This is a genomic window from Burkholderia sp. LS-044 (genome assembly GCF_004803625.1).
Lineage (GTDB): Bacteria > Pseudomonadota > Gammaproteobacteria > Burkholderiales > Burkholderiaceae > Burkholderia > Burkholderia cepacia.
On sequence record NZ_SSWO01000009.1, the window covers coordinates 116,392 to 133,735 of the forward strand.

Annotated in this window: 15 protein-coding genes; 12 read left to right on the forward strand and 3 right to left on the reverse strand. The window is 70.4% G+C overall.

What is annotated here, in order from left to right:
- Positions 1–89: 89 nt before the first annotated feature.
- Both E9536_RS23265 and E9536_RS23270 read right to left on the reverse strand, forming a co-directional pair.
- The gene (locus E9536_RS23265; protein ID WP_060357099.1) at positions 90–1,178 is read right to left on the reverse strand and encodes an aldose epimerase family protein; all 1,089 of its coding nucleotides are present in this window, start codon (positions 1,176–1,178) and stop codon (positions 90–92) included.
- Positions 1,179–1,205: 27 nt separating this feature from the next.
- The gene (locus tag E9536_RS23270) at positions 1,206–2,399 is read right to left on the reverse strand and encodes a DNA-binding transcriptional regulator (protein WP_027792867.1); all 1,194 of its coding nucleotides are present in this window, start codon (positions 2,397–2,399) and stop codon (positions 1,206–1,208) included.
- Between the two features lie 264 nt (positions 2,400–2,663).
- Here E9536_RS23270 and xylA point away from each other — a divergent pair, with 264 nt between their 5' ends.
- The 6 genes from xylA to E9536_RS23305 all read left to right on the forward strand — a co-directional run bounded on the left by xylA (position 2,664) and on the right by E9536_RS23305 (position 9,837).
- Positions 2,664–3,986 carry a xylose isomerase gene (gene xylA, locus E9536_RS23280; protein WP_136470824.1) on the forward strand — a complete coding sequence of 441 codons (1,323 nt, stop codon included), beginning with the start codon at positions 2,664–2,666 and terminating at the stop codon, positions 3,984–3,986.
- Between the two features lie 4 nt (positions 3,987–3,990).
- The gene (xylB, locus tag E9536_RS23285; protein WP_136470826.1) at positions 3,991–5,469 is read left to right on the forward strand and encodes a xylulokinase; all 1,479 of its coding nucleotides are present in this window, start codon (positions 3,991–3,993) and stop codon (positions 5,467–5,469) included.
- A gap of 119 nt (positions 5,470–5,588) precedes the next feature.
- Positions 5,589–6,617, forward strand: coding sequence for a D-xylose ABC transporter substrate-binding protein (gene xylF / locus E9536_RS23290; protein WP_059686279.1), 1,029 nt, complete (start codon positions 5,589–5,591; stop codon positions 6,615–6,617).
- A 60-nt stretch (positions 6,618–6,677) separates the two neighbouring features.
- Positions 6,678–8,237, forward strand: a complete 1,560-nt coding sequence (gene xylG / locus E9536_RS23295) for a D-xylose ABC transporter ATP-binding protein (RefSeq protein ID WP_060174476.1) — start codon at positions 6,678–6,680, stop codon at positions 8,235–8,237.
- Positions 8,234–9,469 carry a sugar ABC transporter permease gene (locus tag E9536_RS23300; protein ID WP_136470828.1) on the forward strand — a complete coding sequence of 412 codons (1,236 nt, stop codon included), beginning with the start codon at positions 8,234–8,236 and terminating at the stop codon, positions 9,467–9,469. The genes xylG and E9536_RS23300 overlap by 4 nt, the downstream gene beginning before the upstream one ends.
- Before the next feature lie 74 nt (positions 9,470–9,543).
- On the forward strand, positions 9,544–9,837 hold the full coding sequence (locus tag E9536_RS23305; RefSeq protein ID WP_081076423.1) for a hypothetical protein: 294 nt from the start codon (positions 9,544–9,546) through the stop codon (positions 9,835–9,837).
- A gap of 173 nt (positions 9,838–10,010) precedes the next feature.
- Here the strand turns inward: E9536_RS23305 and E9536_RS23310 are convergent, their stop codons facing one another.
- Complete coding sequence (locus tag E9536_RS23310) at positions 10,011–10,220, reverse strand: hypothetical protein (RefSeq protein WP_226255458.1); 210 nt, start codon at positions 10,218–10,220, stop codon at positions 10,011–10,013.
- Between the two features lie 168 nt (positions 10,221–10,388).
- Here E9536_RS23310 and E9536_RS23315 point away from each other — a divergent pair, with 168 nt between their 5' ends.
- The 6 genes from E9536_RS23315 (at position 10,389) to E9536_RS23340 (ending at position 17,329) form a co-directional block, all read left to right on the forward strand.
- The gene (locus E9536_RS23315; protein WP_136470830.1) at positions 10,389–11,885 is read left to right on the forward strand and encodes a HAMP domain-containing sensor histidine kinase; all 1,497 of its coding nucleotides are present in this window, start codon (positions 10,389–10,391) and stop codon (positions 11,883–11,885) included.
- Positions 11,867–13,252 (forward strand): sigma-54 dependent transcriptional regulator, encoded by a 1,386-nt coding sequence (locus E9536_RS23320; protein ID WP_136470831.1) that lies wholly within the window; start codon positions 11,867–11,869, stop codon positions 13,250–13,252. The genes E9536_RS23315 and E9536_RS23320 overlap by 19 nt, the downstream gene beginning before the upstream one ends.
- 168 nt (positions 13,253–13,420) lie before the next feature.
- Positions 13,421–14,173 carry a hypothetical protein gene (locus E9536_RS23325; RefSeq protein ID WP_211097486.1) on the forward strand — a complete coding sequence of 251 codons (753 nt, stop codon included), beginning with the start codon at positions 13,421–13,423 and terminating at the stop codon, positions 14,171–14,173.
- Positions 14,174–14,213: 40 nt separating this feature from the next.
- Positions 14,214–14,759, forward strand: coding sequence for a hypothetical protein (locus E9536_RS23330; RefSeq protein WP_059699573.1), 546 nt, complete (start codon positions 14,214–14,216; stop codon positions 14,757–14,759).
- A gap of 13 nt (positions 14,760–14,772) precedes the next feature.
- On the forward strand, positions 14,773–16,038 hold the full coding sequence (locus tag E9536_RS23335; RefSeq protein WP_136470835.1) for an MFS transporter: 1,266 nt from the start codon (positions 14,773–14,775) through the stop codon (positions 16,036–16,038).
- A gap of 37 nt (positions 16,039–16,075) precedes the next feature.
- Positions 16,076–17,329: an arsenic transporter gene (locus E9536_RS23340; protein WP_136470837.1), complete on the forward strand. Its 1,254-nt coding sequence runs from the start codon at positions 16,076–16,078 to the stop codon at positions 17,327–17,329.
- Positions 17,330–17,344: the final 15 nt, after the last annotated feature.

Below are 17,344 nucleotides of genomic sequence, written 5' to 3' on the forward strand. Positions count from 1 at the left end.
CCGGGGATCGCACCGCGCGTGCGGTGCAGCGGGGCAGGATCGACCGGGCAGCGGTGCGCGACGTAGCCGCGCCGTCGGCGCGCACCGCGTCAGGCGCGAACGCCGACGCGGTACTGCGTGGTCTGTCGATAGACGGCGCCCGGTTGAACGATGACGGCGTCGCGCAGGTCGTCCATGTTGACCTGGTCCGGAAAGCCGCCGGCTTCGACGCACAGCGCGGCGTGTCGCGCGCAGCGCGTGCCGCCGCTCACGCGCACGCCGTCCAGGTAGTTGCCCGTATAGAGTTGCAGGCCGCGCTGATCCGTCGACACGAGCAGCTCGCGGCCGCTTTCCGGGTCGTAGATCGCCGCGACGGGCCTGAGCGCGTGCGCGCCGTCGCGCAGCACGAAACAGTGGTCGAACCCGCGCGCCCGCGCGAGCTGCGCGTGCGGCCAGTCGAGGCGCGCGCCGAGCGGTGCGCTGTGCCGGAAGTCGAACGCGGTGCCGGTCACGTCGGCGGTGCCGGTCGGGATCAGCGCGTCGTCGACCTCGAGGAACGCGTCGGCGTCGATGCTCAGCACGTGGCCGCGCACGTCGCCGCCCGCGCGGCCGCTGAGGTTGAAATAGCTGTGATTCGTCAGGTTGAGCGGCGTGGGCGCGTCGGTGACGCCGGTGTAGTCGATCGTCAGCGTGCCGTCGTCGTCGAGCGCATAACGAACCTGCACGCTCACGTTGCCCGGAAAACCCGCGTCGCCTTCGGGCGAATCGAGCTGCAGCGTCAACCCGCCGCAATCGTCGACGACGGCCCAGCGCTGCCGGTGAAAGCCGTTCGCGCCGCCGTGCAGCAGATTGCCGCGCTCGTTGCGATCGAGCCGGTAGTCGACGCCGTCGAGCGTGAAGCGCGCGCCGGCGATCCGGTTCGCCCAGCGGCCGACCGTCGCGCCGAGGTAGACGCCCGATTCGACGTATTCGGCGGGCGTGTCGTGCGCGAGCACGATGTCGGCGAAGCGTCCGGCGCGGTCGGGCGCGAGCCACGACACGACGGTCGCGCCGAGATCGCTGACGACGACGCGCATCCCGTGCGCGTTACGCAGCGTGTAGCGCCGCACCGCGTCGCCGTCGGGCAGCGTGCCCCACGGTTCGGAAGGGACGCGTGCGACGCCGGGCGCCGGGCGGGGGGAGTCGGTATCGATATGCATGGATGGATTCGATGGGTAAGGCCGGCTTCAGTGCGCGGCGATCGTGCGTTCCTGGTATTCGCGCGGCGTGCATCCGAGCTCGCGGCGGAATACCGCGTACATGTACTGAAGCGACGTGAACCCGCAGCGGATCGCGACTTCGGCGCTCGACGCCTGCCGGCCGGCAAGCAGCGCCTGCGCCGCTTCGAGCTTGTGGCGCAGGATTTCCTGGTGCACGGTGCGCTGCAGTTCGCGCCGGAAGTGCTCTTCGAGCAGCGAGCGCGACACGCCGACGTAGTCGGCGACCTGTTCCGTCTTGATGCCCTGGCACGCGTACTGGCGAATGAAGTGGCGCGCGCGCATCACGTAGGGGCTCGTGAGCGGCTGGTGGCGCGTCGATTCGAGCACGTTGATCCCGACGGGCGGCACGAGAATGCGCCGGTCGGGAAAACGCACGCCGCGCAGCATCTGGTGCAGCAGGTGCGCGGCGGTCCGGCCCATTTCCTCGGTGCCCTGGATCACGGACGACAGCGGGATGCGCGTCAGCGTGCGCGTGAGCGGATCGTTGTCGATGCCGATGATCGCGACCTGTTCCGGCACCGCGAGGCCGGCGATCAGGCAGGCCTGCAGCAGGTGCCGCGCGCGCGCGTCGGTCACCGCGATGATGCCGACGGGTTTCGGCAGCGCGTGCAGCCAGCTGATCAACTGCTCGATCGCGTGATTCCATGCCGATGCGCTCGTCGACAGCCCGCGGTAGATCGGCGCGTCGAGCCCGTCCGCGCGCGCGAGCCGGTCGAATGCCAGCTCGCGCTGCTGCGCCCAGCGGTTCTGCTGCGCGTCGGGCAGGCTGTACATCGCGAAGTGCGCGAGCCCGGCGCCGATCAGGTGCGTGTACGCGAGCGACACGAGTTTCGCGTTGTCGGTCGCGATATACGGCACGCCGTCCGGATACTGCGCGGGATCTTCGTAGGACGAGCCGAGCGCGACGATCGGCAGCGGCGAGCCGGCGAGCGCGTCGGCGACGGCCGGATCGTCGAAGTCGGCAATGATGCCGTCGCCGTCGAAATGCTCGATGCCGGCGAGCCGACAGCGGAAGTCGTCCTCGAGGAACAGGTCCCACACCACGCGCGTCGAGCGCAGGTACTGGCCGATGCCGCTGATGATCTCGCGGTCGTAGACCTTGTTGGCGTTGAACAGCAGCGCGATGCGGTGCGGTGTCTGGCTGGAAGGGGCGCGGGTCATCTCGGTCTCGAGGCGCGTGCCGTGCGGGGCGTCGCGCCGTTGTCTCCGGGGGCGCGGACGGTGCCGCGCGCTTGTCTGGTGTCCGGCGATTGTAGGACGGAACGCGTGCGGTGCGCAGCGCGCTGGCAAGAAACGTTAAGCGTGCTGCGCAATTTCGCAATTGCGGGGGCGGGGGCGCGCGGGCACGATCCAGCCAGACCGAATTCGGCCCGCACGCCAACGCGCCGCGCGCCGCACTGCAACAAGAAACCGGACGGAGACGCCATGTCGTATTTCGAACAGATTCCCGCGATTCGCTACGAAGGTCCGCAATCGGACAACCCGCTTGCCTACCGCCATTACGACCGCACGAAGCAGGTGCTCGGCAAGACGCTCGAGGAGCACTTGCGCATCGCGGTGTGCTACTGGCACACGTTCGTGTGGCCGGGGCACGACATGTTCGGCCAGGGTGCGTTCCGGCGGCCGTGGCAGCAGCCGGGCGACCCGCTCGAGCGGGCGCGGCAGAAGGCGGATGCGGCGTTCGAGTTCTTCACGAAGCTCGGCACGCCGTTCTATACGTTCCACGACACCGACGTCGCGCCGGAGGGCGACAGCCTGCGCGAGTACGTCGAGAACTTCGCGCGGATGACGGACTACCTGGGCGAGCGTCAGCAGGCCACCGGCGTGCGGCTGCTGTGGGGCACCGCGAACCTGTTCTCGCATCCGCGTTTCGCGGCGGGCGCGGCGACCAACCCGAATCCCGACGTGTTCGCGTGGGCGGCGACCCAGGTGCGCCACGCGCTCGACGCGACGCACCGGCTCGGCGGCGAGAACTACGTGCTGTGGGGCGGCCGCGAAGGCTACGAGACGCTGCTCAATACCGATCTCGTGCGCGAGCGCGAGCAGTTCGCGCGCTTCCTGTCGATGGTCGTCGAGCACAAGCACCGGATCGGTTTCAAGGGCGCGCTGCTGATCGAGCCGAAGCCGCAGGAGCCGACCAAGCACCAGTACGACTACGACGTCGCCACCGTGCACGGCTTCCTCACGCAATACGGATTGCAGAACGAGATCCGCGTGAACATCGAGGCGAACCACGCGACGCTCGCCGGCCATTCGTTCCATCACGAGATCGCGAACGCCTTCGCGCTCGGCGTGTTCGGCAGCGTCGATGCGAATCGCGGCGATCCGCAGAACGGCTGGGACACCGACCAGTTCCCGAACAGCGTCGAGGAGCTGACCCTCGCGTTCTACGAGATCCTGCGCCACGGCGGCTTCACTACCGGCGGCATGAACTTCGACGCGAAGGTGCGGCGCCAGAGCGTCGATCCGGAAGACCTGTTCCACGGCCATGTGGGCGCGATCGACGTGCTCGCGCTCGCGCTCGAACGCGCCGCCGTGCTGGTCGCGAACGACCGGCTCGACGCGCTGCGCCGGCAGCGCTACGCGCAGTGGGACAGCGCGTTCGGCCGCGAGATCCTGTCGGGCGGCTACACGCTGGAATCGCTCGCCGCCGACGCGCTCGCGCGCGGCGTGAACCCGCAGCATGCGAGCGGCGGGCAGGAGCGGCTCGAGAACATCGTGAACCAGGCCATCTACGGGCTGCGCTGACGCCATGTACATCGGAGTCGACCTCGGTACGTCGGGCGTGAAGGCCGTGCTGCTCGACCGTGACGGCGTTGTGCGGGCCAGCGCGAGCCGGCCGCTGGCGGTGAGCCGGCCGCGGCCGCGCTGGTCCGAACAGGCGCCGCGCGACTGGTGGGACGCGGCGGGCGGTGCGCTCGCGGCGCTCGTCGCCGATGCGCGCGCGGCCGGCATTGATCCGCGCGCCATCGATGCGCTCGGCCTGACCGGGCAGATGCACGGCGCGACGCTGCTCGATGCACAGGGCGACGTGCTGCGCCCCGCGATCCTGTGGAACGACGGCCGCGCGGATGCGGAGTGCGCGGAACTCGAGCGGCGCGCGCCCACGCTGCGCGCCGTCGCCGGCAATCTCGCGATGCCGGGCTTTACCGCGCCGAAGCTGCTGTGGGTGCGCCGGCACGAGCCGGACGTATTCGCGCGGATCGCCCATGTGCTGCTGCCGAAGGATTATCTGCGCTACCGGTTGACCGGCGCGTTCGCGACCGATCCGTCGGATGCGGCCGGCACGCTGTGGCTCGATGTCGCGAAGCGCGATTACGACGACACGCTGCTCGCCGCATGCGGGCTCTCGCGCGCGCAGATGCCCGCCGTGTTCGAGGGCAACCGCATCACCGGCACGCTGCTGCCGGCCGTCGCACGCGCGCTCGGGCTGCGTGAGATCCCGGTCGTCGCGGGCGGCGGCGACAACGCGGCCGGCGCGGTGGGCGTCGGCATCGTGCGGCCCGGCGACGCGCTGCTGTCGCTCGGCACGTCGGGCGTCTACTTCGCGGTGTCGGACGGTTTTCGCGCGAACCCCGAATCGGCGGTTCACAGCTTTTGTCACGCGTTGCCGCGCACCTGGCACCTGATGTCGGTGATGCTGAACGCGGCCGGCTGCGTCGATTTCACCGCGCAGCTGGCCGGCTACGACGGCGTTGCCGCGCTGCTCGCCGACGCGGAAGCGAACGCGCGGGCGGAGCGCCCGTGGTTCCTGCCTTACCTGAGCGGCGAGCGCACGCCGCACAACGACGTAAATGCGAAGGGCGTGTTCTACGGGATGACGCCCGATACGCGGCGTGCGGATCTCGCGAACGCGACGCTCGAAGGCGTCGGCTTCGCGCTGCTCGACGGGATCGACGCGCTGCATGCGGCCGGGCTCGCGCCCGACGGCATCACGGTGATCGGCGGCGGGTCGCGCAGCGCGTACTGGACGCAGATGCTGGCCGACCTGAGCGGCCGCGCGCTGACCCTGCGCGCGGGCGGCGAAGTCGGCCCGGCGCTCGGCGCCGCGCGGCTCGCGCATCTCGCGCTCGAACCGGATGCGCCGCTCGACGCGGTGTGCCCGCAGCCGCCCGTCGTCGCGGTACGGGAGCCCGACATGACACGCCACGCGTGGTATCGCGACGCGCGGCGGCCGACGTTTCGCGCGCTGTATCGGGCGCTCGAGCCGGTGTTTGCGACAGGCGCGTGACGGGCGTGTGACAGGCCGCACGAAGCCGTGCCGCGCGGTGGCAAGACGATGGGCGACCGGCTTCGGCGGCTGCCCGGCGTTCGTGGAGTAGTCCAATAAAGAGAGGAATGGAGACAGACATGAAATCCGTAACGCGTCGTACCGTATTGAATGCACTGGCCGGCGCCGCCGCGCTGGCGGTCCTCGCGCTGGGCGCCCCGCTCGCGCATGCAAGCAAGGACAAGCCTGAAATCGGCTTCTGCATCGACGACCTGCGCGTCGAGCGCTGGTCGCGCGACCGCGACTATTTCGTGGCCGCCGCGACGAAGCTCGGCGCGAAGGTGTCCGTGCAGTCGGCGGACGCGAGCGAGGCGCGGCAGATCTCGCAGATCGAGAACCTGATCTCGCGCGGCGTGGACGTGATCGTGATCGTCCCGTTCAACTCGAAGACGCTCGGCAACGTGGTCGCCGAAGCGCGCAAGGCCGGCATCAAGGTGGTGTCGTACGACCGGCTGATCCTCGACGCCGACGTCGATGCGTATATCTCGTTCGACAACGAGAAGGTCGGCGAACTGCAGGCGCAGGGCGTCGTCGATGCGAAGCCGAAGGGCAACTATTTCCTGCTCGGCGGCGCGCCGACCGACAACAACGCGAAGATGCTGCGCGAAGGGCAGCTGAAGGTGCTGAAGCCGGCGATCGATCGCGGCGACATCAAGGTCGTCGGCCAGCAGTGGGTGCCGGAGTGGAGCGCGTCGACCGCACTGCGGATCGTCGAGGATGCGCTGACCGCGAACAACAACCGGATCGACGCGATCGTCGCGTCGAACGACGGCACCGCGGGCGGCGCGATCCAGGCGCTCGCCGCGCAGCACCTGGCCGGCAAGGTGCCGGTGTCCGGGCAGGACGCGGATCTCGCCGCGGTCAAGCGCGTGATCGCCGGCACGCAGACGATGACCGTCTACAAGCCGCTCAAGCTGATCGCGAGCGAAGCGGCGAAACTCGCGGTGGATCTCGCGAAGGGCACGAAACCCGCGTTCAACGCGCAATACGACAACGGCAAGAAGAAGGTCGACACGGTGCTGCTGCAGCCGACGCTGTTGACCAAGCGCAACGTCGACGTCGTCGTGAAGGACGGCTTCTATACCCAGGCGCAGCTGGCGAGCCAGTAACGGCGCGGCGCGCGGGCGGCCCACCGGTGCGTCCGCGCGCACACTGCGAGGCATGAGCGAATGACCGAACCCTTGCTGACGATGCGCGGCATCGTCAAGGAATTCGACGGCGTGAAGGCGCTCGACGGCATCGACCTGGTGGTGCGGCCGGGCGAGTGCGTGGGGCTGTGCGGCGAGAACGGCGCGGGCAAATCGACGCTGATGAAGGTGTTGTCCGGCGTGTATCCGCACGGCACGTGGGAGGGCGAGATCCGCTGGGAGGGCGCGCCGCTCGTCGCGTCCGGCGTGCGCGACACCGAGCGCGCGGGCATCGTGATCATCCACCAGGAACTGATGCTCGTGCCCGAGCTGTCGGTGGCCGAGAACATCTTTCTCGGCAACGAGATCACGCTGCCGGGCGGGCGCATGAACTATGCGGCGATGGTGCAGCGTGCCGAGGCACTGCTGCATGAACTGCGGATCGACTCGATCAACGTCGCGCAGCCGGTGATGAACTACGGCGGCGGCCACCAGCAGCTGATCGAGATCGCGAAGGCGCTGAACAAGCGCGCGAAGCTGCTGATCCTCGACGAACCTTCGTCGTCGCTGAGCGCGTCCGAAACGCGCATCCTGCTCGACATCGTGCGCGACCTGAAGCGCCGCGGCGTCGCGTGCGTGTACATCTCGCACAAGCTCGACGAGGTCGAGGCGGTGTGCGACACGGTGACGGTGATCCGCGACGGCCGCCATGTCGCGACCGAGCCGATGCGCGCGCTGACGACCGACCGGATCATCGCGATGATGGTCGGCCGCGAGATTCGCGACTTGTACCCGCGCGAGCCGCACGAGATCGGCGACGTCGTGCTGGAGGCGCGTAACGTCACCTGCCGCGACGTGACGAATCCGCGCCGCAAGCGGGTGGACGACGTGTCGTTCAGCGTGCGGCGCGGCGAGATCCTCGGCGTCGCGGGGCTCGTCGGCGCGGGCCGGACCGAGCTGATGCAGGCGATCTTCGGCGCGTATCCTGGCGCGTGCACGGCGACCGTGCTGATGAACGGCCGGCCGCTGTCGATCCGCACGCCCGCCGATGCGATCCGCGCCGGCATCGCGATGGTGCCCGAGGACCGCAAGCGCCACGGCATCGTGCCGCAGCTCGGTGTCGGCCACAACATCACGCTGACGGTGCTGCGGCGCTTCGCGGCGCGCGGCCGGATCGACGCGGCCGCCGAGCTGGACGCGATCCGCACCGAGATGCAGCGGCTGTCGGTGCGTGCCGCGCATCCGTTCCTGCCGATCGCGAGCCTGTCCGGCGGCAACCAGCAGAAGGCCGTGCTCGCGAAGATGCTGCTGGCCGAGCCGCAGGTGCTGATTCTCGACGAGCCGACACGCGGCGTCGACGTGGGCGCGAAAGCGGAGATCTACCGCCTCGTGTTCGCGCTCGCGAAGCGCGGCGTCGCGCTGATCGTCGTGTCGTCGGAAATGCCCGAGGTGCTCGGGCTCGCCGATCGCGTGCTGGTGATCGGCGAAGGCGAGCTGCGCGGCGACTTCGTCAACGACGGCCTGACACAGGAACAGATCCTCGGCGCCGCGCTGAAATCCGGCCGGCGGCCGACCGAACCCACCGCAACGAGTGCGACATGAATTCCGAACTTTCTTCCTCCACCCCGGCGACGCAGGACGCGGACGCGCGCCGTTCAAGCGGCCACGAAGCAGGGCACCCGGCCGGGCGCTCGACCGGCAGTCAGCTTCGCCAGGTCTTCGTGCGCTACAAGATCCTCGCGCTGCTGCTCGCGGTCGCGGCGATCTGGGCATTCTTCTCGGTGCTGACCGACGGCGCATTCGTCACGCCGCGCAACGTGTCGAACTTGCTGCGGCAGATGTCGATCACCGGCATGCTCGCGTGCGGGATGGTGTTCGTGATCATCGCGGGCGAGATCGACCTGTCGGTCGGCTCGCTGCTCGGGCTGCTCGGCGGCGTCGCGGCGATCCTCGACGTGAACCGCCACTGGCCCGTCGCCGCGACGGTCCCGGCGGTGCTCGCGCTCGGTGTGCTGATCGGGCTCTTCAACGGCTGGTGGTCGACCTACCGGCGCGTGCCGTCGTTCATCGTCGGGCTCGGCGGGATGCTCGCGTTTCGCGGGATCCTGCTCGGCGTGACGGGCGGCTCGACGATCGCCCCGGTGTCCGACGGCTTCGTGTTCCTCGGGCAGGGCTACCTGCCGCGCGTGGCCGGCGACGGCCTCGCGCTGCTGCTGTTCGCGCTCGTCGCGCTGCTGGTCGTGCGCCAGCGCGGCACGCGGCGTCGCTATCGGCTCGCGGTCGCGCCGCTGTGGCAGGACGCCGTCAAGATCGTGGGCGCGGGGGCCGTGCTGTTCGCGTTCGTCGCGACGCTCGACCGCTACGGCGGCATCCCGGTGCCGGTGCTGTTGCTGCTCGTGCTGCTCGGCGTCTTCTCGTGGATCGCGACGCAAACCGTGTTCGGCCGGCGCATTTATGCGGTGGGCTCGAATCTCGAGGCGACGCGGCTGTCCGGCGTCGATACCGACCGCGTGAAGCTCGCGATCTTCGCGCTGATGGGGCTGATGTGCGCGTTCGCCGGCATCGTGAACACCGCGCGGCTCGCGGCCGGTTCGCCGTCGGCGGGCACGATGGGCGAACTCGACGCGATCGCCGCGTGCTTCATCGGCGGCACGTCGATGCGTGGCGGCTCGGGCACCGTGTACGGCGCGCTGATCGGCGCGCTCGTGATGGCGAGCCTCGACAACGGCATGTCGATGCTCGACGTCGACGCGTACTGGCAGATGATCGTCAAGGGCGCGGTGCTGGTGCTGGCGGTGTGGATCGACGTGGTGTCGCGGTCGAACCGGCGGTGAGGCGTCGCGCCCTGGCCGCCCGTCAACGGGAGGTGGACATGAAACGGAACACGGTACCGATGCGCGGGATCTCCATGCTGACGGCGTCGCCGCTCGCGACGCCGGCCGTCGAATACGATCACGGGGTCGCGCTCGGCCTGGGCGATCCGCGCGACCGCCGGATCATCGCGGATGCGCTGCGCACGCTGTTGCGGGAGCGCTCGGAAGCGCTCGCATTCGCGATGCGCGTGGCGGACGAGCACGATCGTCCGAGGCCGGACGCGAACGATTTCGCGCTGACCGACATCATCCGGCTCGCGCGCATCGTCGAGCGCGCGGAGCGATACGGCGACGCGATGAACGAGTCCGTTCCGGGCGCTGCGCGCTGATACATGAATGGCCTGGCCGGCGCCGTTCGCGCGAGATTGCGCGAGGTTGTGCGTCGACCGAACAATTTCGCACTGGAAAGCGGCTGAAGCAGGCGTCGACACGATCCGTGGTCGCGGCCCGGCTCGTTTTGCCGTCGCGACGGCGAAACCTCCCGAACGCGCGCGGGCGACCGTTACGGCAGCGGTGCGCCCCACACCGCGGTCACATCGCCGCCGAGCCGCCATTCGCTGAACGGGCGGCGCGGCGCGATGATCGCCGGCAGGCGGCGATCGCCGAAGCGCGCGTAGTACGGCTCGACCCAGCTCGGCTCGTCGCGGAACGTCCACGGGAACAGGTCCTGCCTGACCGGCGTGATCGCCCTGAAACTGTCGGGATTCTCCACCGCGTCGAGCCGGAGGCAGTCTAGCGGTTCGATCTTTCAGCGGCCTTTCCCGATGGCGGCGGCTGCCGTCCGGCGCGATGGCCTGCCCGATCCGGCAGGCCGGCGGCGCGGGTCCCGGCGTCGTATGCTTTACGTTATCCTGTCGCCCTCGACCGCCTGCCCGATCCGATGAAGCGTCCGCCGTTTTCCACTCAACTCGTCATGCTCTGGGCGCTCGTCGCGACGCTCTGCGCGACGCTCGTCGCGGTCGTCTGGGTGATGGCCAGTTCCGCCGAAGGGCAGCAGATCGCCGGCGCGCGGGCCGCGGGTGAAGCGGCCTGCGAAGCGGTCGCGTCGCGCTACGATGCGTCCGCGCCGGCCGGCGCGCAGCCCGATTCGGCGCTGATGCATGCGATTCTCGATATCGTCCTGGCGCGTGCGCCGGACATGGAAGGCGGTTTCTGGACGGCCGGCGGCGCACCCGCGGCGAGCGGTTTTCTCGCGTATTCCTTTCCGACTTATCAGGGCAGCGGCATCAAGCGCGACGTGCCGGACGCGGAAACGCCGCTGATTCTCCGCACGCTGCGCGCGGCCGCCGCGACGCGTGCCACGACGTCGAATGCCGTCGAGGGCGCGCAGGATGCGGTGATCGCGGCGGCATGTCCGGTTCGCGCCGGATCGGGGCTGTTCGTCTGGATGCTGACGCGCGCCCGCCCGCCGCTCGGCCGGCACGGCGAGCTGCTGGCGACGGGCCTTGCCGGCGTGCTCGCGGTGATTCTCGCGATCGCGGCGGCGCTCGCCATCGCGCTGCGGCGCTGGAAAGGCAATCTCGCGCGGATCGAAGCCGGGTTGGCGCCCGACGGCCGCGCACCGCACCTGCCGTATGTCGGCGAGCCCGATCTCGACCGGATCATCGATGCGTTCAACACGCATGCGCGGCGCGCCGAGCAACTGCAACAGCAGGCCGCCGAACTCCGCACGCGGCTCGCGCAGGCGGAACGCTTCGGGATGCTCGGCAAACTGGCCGCGCAGGTCGCGCACGAGATTCGCAACCCGATGGGCGCGATGCGCCTGAAAGCCGAAAACGCGCTGGCCGGCGACAGCCGACGGCAGCAGGACGCGCTGCGCGTGATCCTGGCGCAGATCGAACGCATCGATGCGCAGCTGTCGGGCCTGCTCGCGCTGACGCAGCCGGTCAGCCCGCATGCGACGCGCGTCGATGTCGACGCGTGGCTCGCGCAGGTCGTCGACGCGCACCGCGAGCTGGCGCAGCGGCAGGCGATCGATCTCGCATGGCTGCCCGGCGAGCAGGGCGAACGCCTTGCGCAGCCCGCCGCGTTCCCCGTGTTCGATCCCGACCAGATGCGTCGCGCGCTCGACAACCTGTTGCTCAATGCACTGCGCCATGCCGGCGACGGCGGTGCGGTGACGCTCGCCGCCGCGCGTCGCACGTTCGCCGGACGCGACTGGCTGAGGATCACCGTGTCGGATACCGGCCCCGGGGTTCCCGCCGAGCAGCGCGAGCGGATTTTCGAGCCGTTCGTGACGGGGCGGGCGGACGGCACCGGCCTCGGTCTTGCCGTCGTCCGCGAAGTGGCCGCGGCGCATGGCGGCCAGGCCTGGCTCGACGACGTTCCGCACGGCGCATCCTTCGTCATTGAAATCCCATGGCAACCATCCTCATAGTCGACGACGACGCGGCATTTCGCGACGGCCTGGCCGAGACGCTCGCCGATCTCGGTCATCGGGTCGTCGAAGCCGGAGCCGGGCGCGCGGCGTTGAGCGCGCTGCGCGACGGCGGCCGCGTCGACTGCATCTTTCTGGATTTCCGCTTGCCCGACCTGGACGGGCTCGCGGTGCTCGCACAGCTGCGCGACGATCCCGCGCTGGCCGCGATCCCGGTCGTGATGCTGACCGCCCATGCGACCAGCGACAACACGATCGACGCGATGCGGCTCGGCGCGTTCGATCACCTGACCAAGCCGATCGGGCGTCGCGACATCGCACAACTGCTCGCGCGCGTCGTTTCCGCGAACGCGCCGCCGGCGGCCGTCGAGCCGCACGGCGGCGGGTTTGCGCGCGAACCCGCGTCGGCCCGCCCCCGGCTGCTGGGCGTGAGCGCCGCGATGCGCGACGTGCAGAAGCAGATCGGCCGGGCCGCGACGAGCGACGCGACCGTGCTCGTCACCGGCGAGACGGGCACCGGCAAGGAAGTGGCGGCGCGCGTGTTGCATGCCGCGTCGATGCGGCATGCCGGGCCGTTCGTCGCGGTCAACTGCGCGGCGATTCCGGCCGACCTGCTCGAAAGCGAACTGTTCGGGCATCGACGCGGCGCGTTTACGGGGGCGCACGTCGATCGCGCCGGGCGGCTCGTCGAGGCCGACGGCGGCACGCTGTTTCTCGACGAGATCGGCGACATGCCCACGGCCATGCAGGCCAAGCTGTTGCGCGCGCTGCAGGAGCGCGAGGTGACGCCGCTCGGTGCGGATCGTCCGACGGCGATCGACATCCGGGTGGTGGCCGCGACGCACCGCGATCTCGCCGAGGCCGTCGCGAACGGCACGTTCCGCGAAGACCTGTTCTACCGGCTGAACGTGATTCCGCTGCACCTGCCGCCGCTCGCGGATCGCGTGGCCGACATCCTGCCGCTGGCCGCGCATTTCCTGGCATGCGCGGCAGGCGCGCGCCCGTTGCACCTGACGAACGACGCACAGCGGGCGCTGCTCGATCATCGCTGGCCCGGCAACGTGCGTGAGCTGCGCAACGTGATGGAGCGGGCGGCCGCGCTGGCGCCCGGGCCGGCCATCGGCGCGGCCGATCTCGGGCTCGGCGTGGTGGCGGCGCCGGTGCCCGGCGGCGACGCGCTTGCGCTGCCCGCGCCGCTGTTCGACATGCCGTTGCCCGACGCGCTGGCGGCGGTCGAGCGCACCGTGATCCTGCGCGCACTCGAGCGCGCGAACGGCAATCGCACGGAGGCGGCACGGCAGCTCGGCATCGGCCGTCAGTCGCTCTATGCGCGCATGGCCCATCTGGGTATCGAGCGCGATGAGTAGCGGTGCCATGACGCCTGTCGGCATTCCCGACAACGGCGGGTAAGACGTGTCGGGAATCCCGACACGTTGTGCACGGTTCATGGTTCGATACGCCGCCCGGCGGGCACGTGCGTGCTGGCACGCATGTTGCAGATATCACGGCATCGCAACCCGTTGCCGGAGCCCGTCATGAAGTCGATCCCACGCGTCGCCGTTCGCCGCAGCTGTGTCGGACTGTGTGCCGCCGCGCTGATCGCCGCGGCGACAGCCTGCGCCGCGCAGATTCCATCCCCGCCGCGTGCGGACGAACCGCCCGGTGCGCCGCCGCGCGCCGGTTTCGAACCGGCTCCTCTTCCGCCTCCGCCGCCTCCGCCGCTGTCGCCCGTCGCCTCCGACGCACTCGTGTCCGGCACGCTTTCGCGCCTGACGATCAACCCGGAAGGCGCGGTCGACGGTTTCGTGCTGACCGACGGTACGCTCGTCGGCGTGCCGCCGCATCTCGGCACGCAGCTGATCGCGCTCGCGCGGCCGGGCGACCGGGTAACGGTGGCCGGCGAACGTCGCGTCGGCGACGACATCCACGCGCGCGTCGTGCGCAACGACCGCAGCGGCGCATCGCTGTCCGACCAGCCGCCGCCATCCGCCGCGCCGATGCCGCCCGCGCTGCGCGGCGTCAATCTGGCCCGGCTCAGCGTGTCGGGTGTCGTGCGGCGCGTCATGCGCGCACCACGCGGCGAGCCGGACGGCGTGATGCTCGACAGCGGCGCGATCGTCAAGCTGACGGTGCCGGCCGCGCAGCAGTTCGGCGCGCTGCTCGTACCCGGCGCGCGCGTTGCCGCGGTCGGATACGGCACGCGCAATGCCTACGGCGAAGCGCTGCAGGCCACCGCATTCGGCTCGCCGGGCCGCGTCGTGAATCTTTATGACGACGTCGTGCGCTGATCGCACGTCGTTTTCCTGCCATCCCACAAGGAGTCCTGCCATGCACTGGATCGATCCCGCCTGCCTGCCCGAAACGCGCGGCCGCGTCACACAGTTCCTGCTCAACCCGCACGGGGACATCGACGGCCTGATCCTGAACGGCGACCTGCAGGTTCACGTGCCGCCGCACCTGGGCCGCGAACTGGTTCGCCATGTCGAGGTGGGCGACCGCATCCGCGTGCGCGGCGTCAAGTCGCGCGGCGCCGCGATGATCGTGGCGGTGCAGCTGACCGGGCGTCACGGCGTCGACATCGTCGACGACGGGCCGGTGCCCGGTGCGCCGAAGCCGCCGCATGGCGGCCGCAAGCTGATGGAGATGAGCGGCGAAGTCGCGTTCGCGCTGCACGGCCCGAAAGGCGAGCTGAACGGCGCGTTGCTGACGAACGGTGTCGTGCTGCGGATGCCGCCGCATGCGGCCGCCGAGCTGAGCGACTATCTGCGCGCCGGTATCCACGTCATGGCGTGGGGGCAAGGCGTCGTCACGCGGTACGGCGCGGTGCTCGAAGTGAGCGAGATCGCCGAGCTCGTCGACGCGGACGACGAATGACTGCCCGTCGACGATGAGAGCGGCGCGCGCGCTCGAGGCGCTCAATTTCTTCCTGGCCGACGTGCAGGCCGGCATCGGCCCGTTCATCGGCGTGATCCTGCTGTCGCGCGGCTGGAGTGCCGACGCGATCGGCTCGGTCATGACGCTGGCCGGGCTCGCCGCGATGGCCGCGACGCCGCCGGCCGGCGCGCTCGTCGATGCGCTGCGCGCGAAGCGCGCGCTGATCGTCGCGGCCACCGCCGTGACGGCGCTGGCCTCGCTGGCGCTGATGTTCGCCGACGGTTATCCGGCGGTGGCGGCGTCACAGATCCTGGCCGCCGTCGGCGGCGCGGCGCTGGCGCCGGCCGTCGCGGGCGTGACGCTCGGCATCGCGCGCCGGCAGGGTTTCGACCGGCAGTTCGGCCGCAACCAGATGGCGAACCATGCGGGCAACGTGGTCGGTGCGGCGCTCGCCGGATGGCTCGGCTGGCATGCGGGATTCGATGCGGTGTTCGCGCTCGTCGCCGTGTTCACGCTCCTCGCGATCGCGAGTACGTTGGCGATTCCCGCACGGGCCATCGACCACGCGTGCGCACGCGGCCTCGACATGGACCATGCCGAGCCGCGAACGCATGCCGTGCACGATGATCCGCCCATGGGCGCGTCGGCCCCGCCCGCCGGCGGCTTGCGCACGCTCGCCTCGAACCGGCCGCTGGTCCTGCTCGGCGCGTCGCTCGCGCTGTTTCATCTCGGCAACGCGGCGATGCTGCCGCTCTACGGGATGGGCGTGGTCGCCACGCATCGCAGCAACGCGAGCATGTTCACCGCACAAACCATCGTCATCGCGCAGCTCGTGATGATCGCGGCCGCGTGGGTCGCGCCCCGGCTGATTCGCGCGCATGGTTATTGGCGCGTGCTGCTGCTTTCCTACCTGGTGTTGCCGGTGCGGGGCGTGCTTGCCGCCATGCTGATGAGCGAGGCGGGCGTCTGGCCGGTGCAGGTGCTCGACGGCATCGGCGCCGGCCTGCAAAGCGTCGTCGTGCCGGCGCTCGTCGTGCGCCTGCTGCACGGCTCTGGCCGCGTGAACGCCGGGCAGGGCGCCGTCGCGACCGCGCAAGGGATCGGCGCGGCGCTCAGTCCCGTGCTGGGCGGCGTGCTCGCGCAGCACTTCGGTTATCCGGTCGCATTCGTCGTGCTGGGCGCCGTGTCGACGGGCGCGCTCGCGCTCTGGCTCGGCCATGCGCGAGCGCTGAGCAGCGTGTGCGGCAAGCCGGCCGACCTGCCGGCCGCGTCGTCCTGAACGTGCCTTCCCTCTCCCTGCGATTCCCGACCTGCCCATGAATTCCGTTTCACTTGCATGGCTGATTTCCGCGCTCGCCACGGCGGGCGTCATCGCCCGCCCGTTCGGCTGGCCCGAGGCGACCTGGGCCGTGAGCGGCGCGTTGCTGCTGGTCGTGTGCGGCCTGTTGCCCGTACATCCGGCGCTCGACGCCGTCGCCAAGGGCGGCGACGTGTACCTGTTCCTGACCGGCATGATGCTGCTGTCCGAGGTCGCGCGGCGCGAAGGGCTGTTCGACTGGGTCGCGACGCGCGTCGTCAATCTCGCGCAGGGTTCGCCCCGGCGCCTGTTCGCGCTCGTCTACCTGGTGGGCACCGTGACGACGGTCTTCCTGTCGAACGATGCGACCGCCGTCGTGCTGACGCCCGCGGTCATCGCGGCCGCGCGCCGAGCGAAGGCCGATCCGCTGCCGCTGCTGTACATCTGCGCGTTCGTCGCGAACGCGGCGAGTTTCGTGCTGCCGATCTCGAACCCCGCGAATCTCGTGCTGTACGGCGCGCGCATGCCGTCGCTCGGCGTATGGCTGGCCCACTTCGCGATCCCGTCCGTCGCATCGATCGCATGCACGTTCCTGATGCTTCGGATGACCCAGCGGCACGCGCTCGGCGGCCGTTGCGAATCCGGTTTGCCGACGCGGCCGCTCACCGGCGGCGGGCGTATCGCGCTGGCCGGCATCGCGATCACGGCCGCCGTGCTGATGACGGTGTCGGCGCTCGATCTTCCGCTCGGGTTGCCGACCGCGGCGGCGGGGATCGTCACCGTCGCATGCGTGCTGGTCAAGGATCGCACCGCATGCATGCCGATCGTTCGCGCGATTTCATGGAGCGTGTTGCCGCTCGTCGCGGGGCTGTTCGTACTCGTCGAGGCGCTCGACCGGAGCGGTGCGGTGCGTGCGCTCGCCGGGCTGCTGCGCGCGCTGACGGCAAGCGGCGAGCAGACCGCCGCGGCCGCGGCGGGCATTGCGATCGCACTGGCGTCGAACCTGGTCAACAACTTGCCTGCCGGGCTGATCGCGAGCTCGACGGTCGACGCCGCACGCAGCCCGCAAGCGGTGATCGACGCGATCCTGATCGGCGTCGACCTGGGGCCGAACCTGTCCGTCACCGGATCGCTCGCGACGATTCTGTGGCTCGCGGCCATCCGGCGCGAAGGGTTGCGGGTCGGTTTCGGCGCGTTCCTCGCGGTCGGCGCGTGCGTGATGTTGCCGGCCTTGCTGCTCGCGCTGGCGGCGCGGCTCGCGCTCGGCGCGTGAAGCGCGTGAGTCGAA

What these genes read in the sequence shown, in the direction of transcription:
- E9536_RS23265 (WP_060357099.1), bottom strand. Translation starts at nt 1,178, where the DNA reads ATGCATATCGATACCGACTCCCCCCGCCCGGCGCCCGGCGTCGCACGC.
- E9536_RS23270 (WP_027792867.1), bottom strand. Translation starts at nt 2,399, where the DNA reads ATGACCCGCGCCCCTTCCAGCCAGACACCGCACCGCATCGCGCTGCTG.
- xylA (WP_136470824.1), top strand. Translation starts at nt 2,664, where the DNA reads ATGTCGTATTTCGAACAGATTCCCGCGATTCGCTACGAAGGTCCGCAA.
- xylB (WP_136470826.1), top strand. Translation starts at nt 3,991, where the DNA reads ATGTACATCGGAGTCGACCTCGGTACGTCGGGCGTGAAGGCCGTGCTG.
- xylF (WP_059686279.1), top strand. Translation starts at nt 5,589, where the DNA reads ATGAAATCCGTAACGCGTCGTACCGTATTGAATGCACTGGCCGGCGCC.
- xylG (WP_060174476.1), top strand. Translation starts at nt 6,678, where the DNA reads ATGACCGAACCCTTGCTGACGATGCGCGGCATCGTCAAGGAATTCGAC.
- E9536_RS23300 (WP_136470828.1), top strand. Translation starts at nt 8,234, where the DNA reads ATGAATTCCGAACTTTCTTCCTCCACCCCGGCGACGCAGGACGCGGAC.
- E9536_RS23305 (WP_081076423.1), top strand. Translation starts at nt 9,544, where the DNA reads ATGCTGACGGCGTCGCCGCTCGCGACGCCGGCCGTCGAATACGATCAC.
- E9536_RS23315 (WP_136470830.1), top strand. Translation starts at nt 10,389, where the DNA reads ATGAAGCGTCCGCCGTTTTCCACTCAACTCGTCATGCTCTGGGCGCTC.
- E9536_RS23320 (WP_136470831.1), top strand. Translation starts at nt 11,867, where the DNA reads ATGGCAACCATCCTCATAGTCGACGACGACGCGGCATTTCGCGACGGC.
- E9536_RS23325 (WP_211097486.1), top strand. Translation starts at nt 13,421, where the DNA reads ATGAAGTCGATCCCACGCGTCGCCGTTCGCCGCAGCTGTGTCGGACTG.
- E9536_RS23330 (WP_059699573.1), top strand. Translation starts at nt 14,214, where the DNA reads ATGCACTGGATCGATCCCGCCTGCCTGCCCGAAACGCGCGGCCGCGTC.
- E9536_RS23335 (WP_136470835.1), top strand. Translation starts at nt 14,773, where the DNA reads ATGAGAGCGGCGCGCGCGCTCGAGGCGCTCAATTTCTTCCTGGCCGAC.
- E9536_RS23340 (WP_136470837.1), top strand. Translation starts at nt 16,076, where the DNA reads ATGAATTCCGTTTCACTTGCATGGCTGATTTCCGCGCTCGCCACGGCG.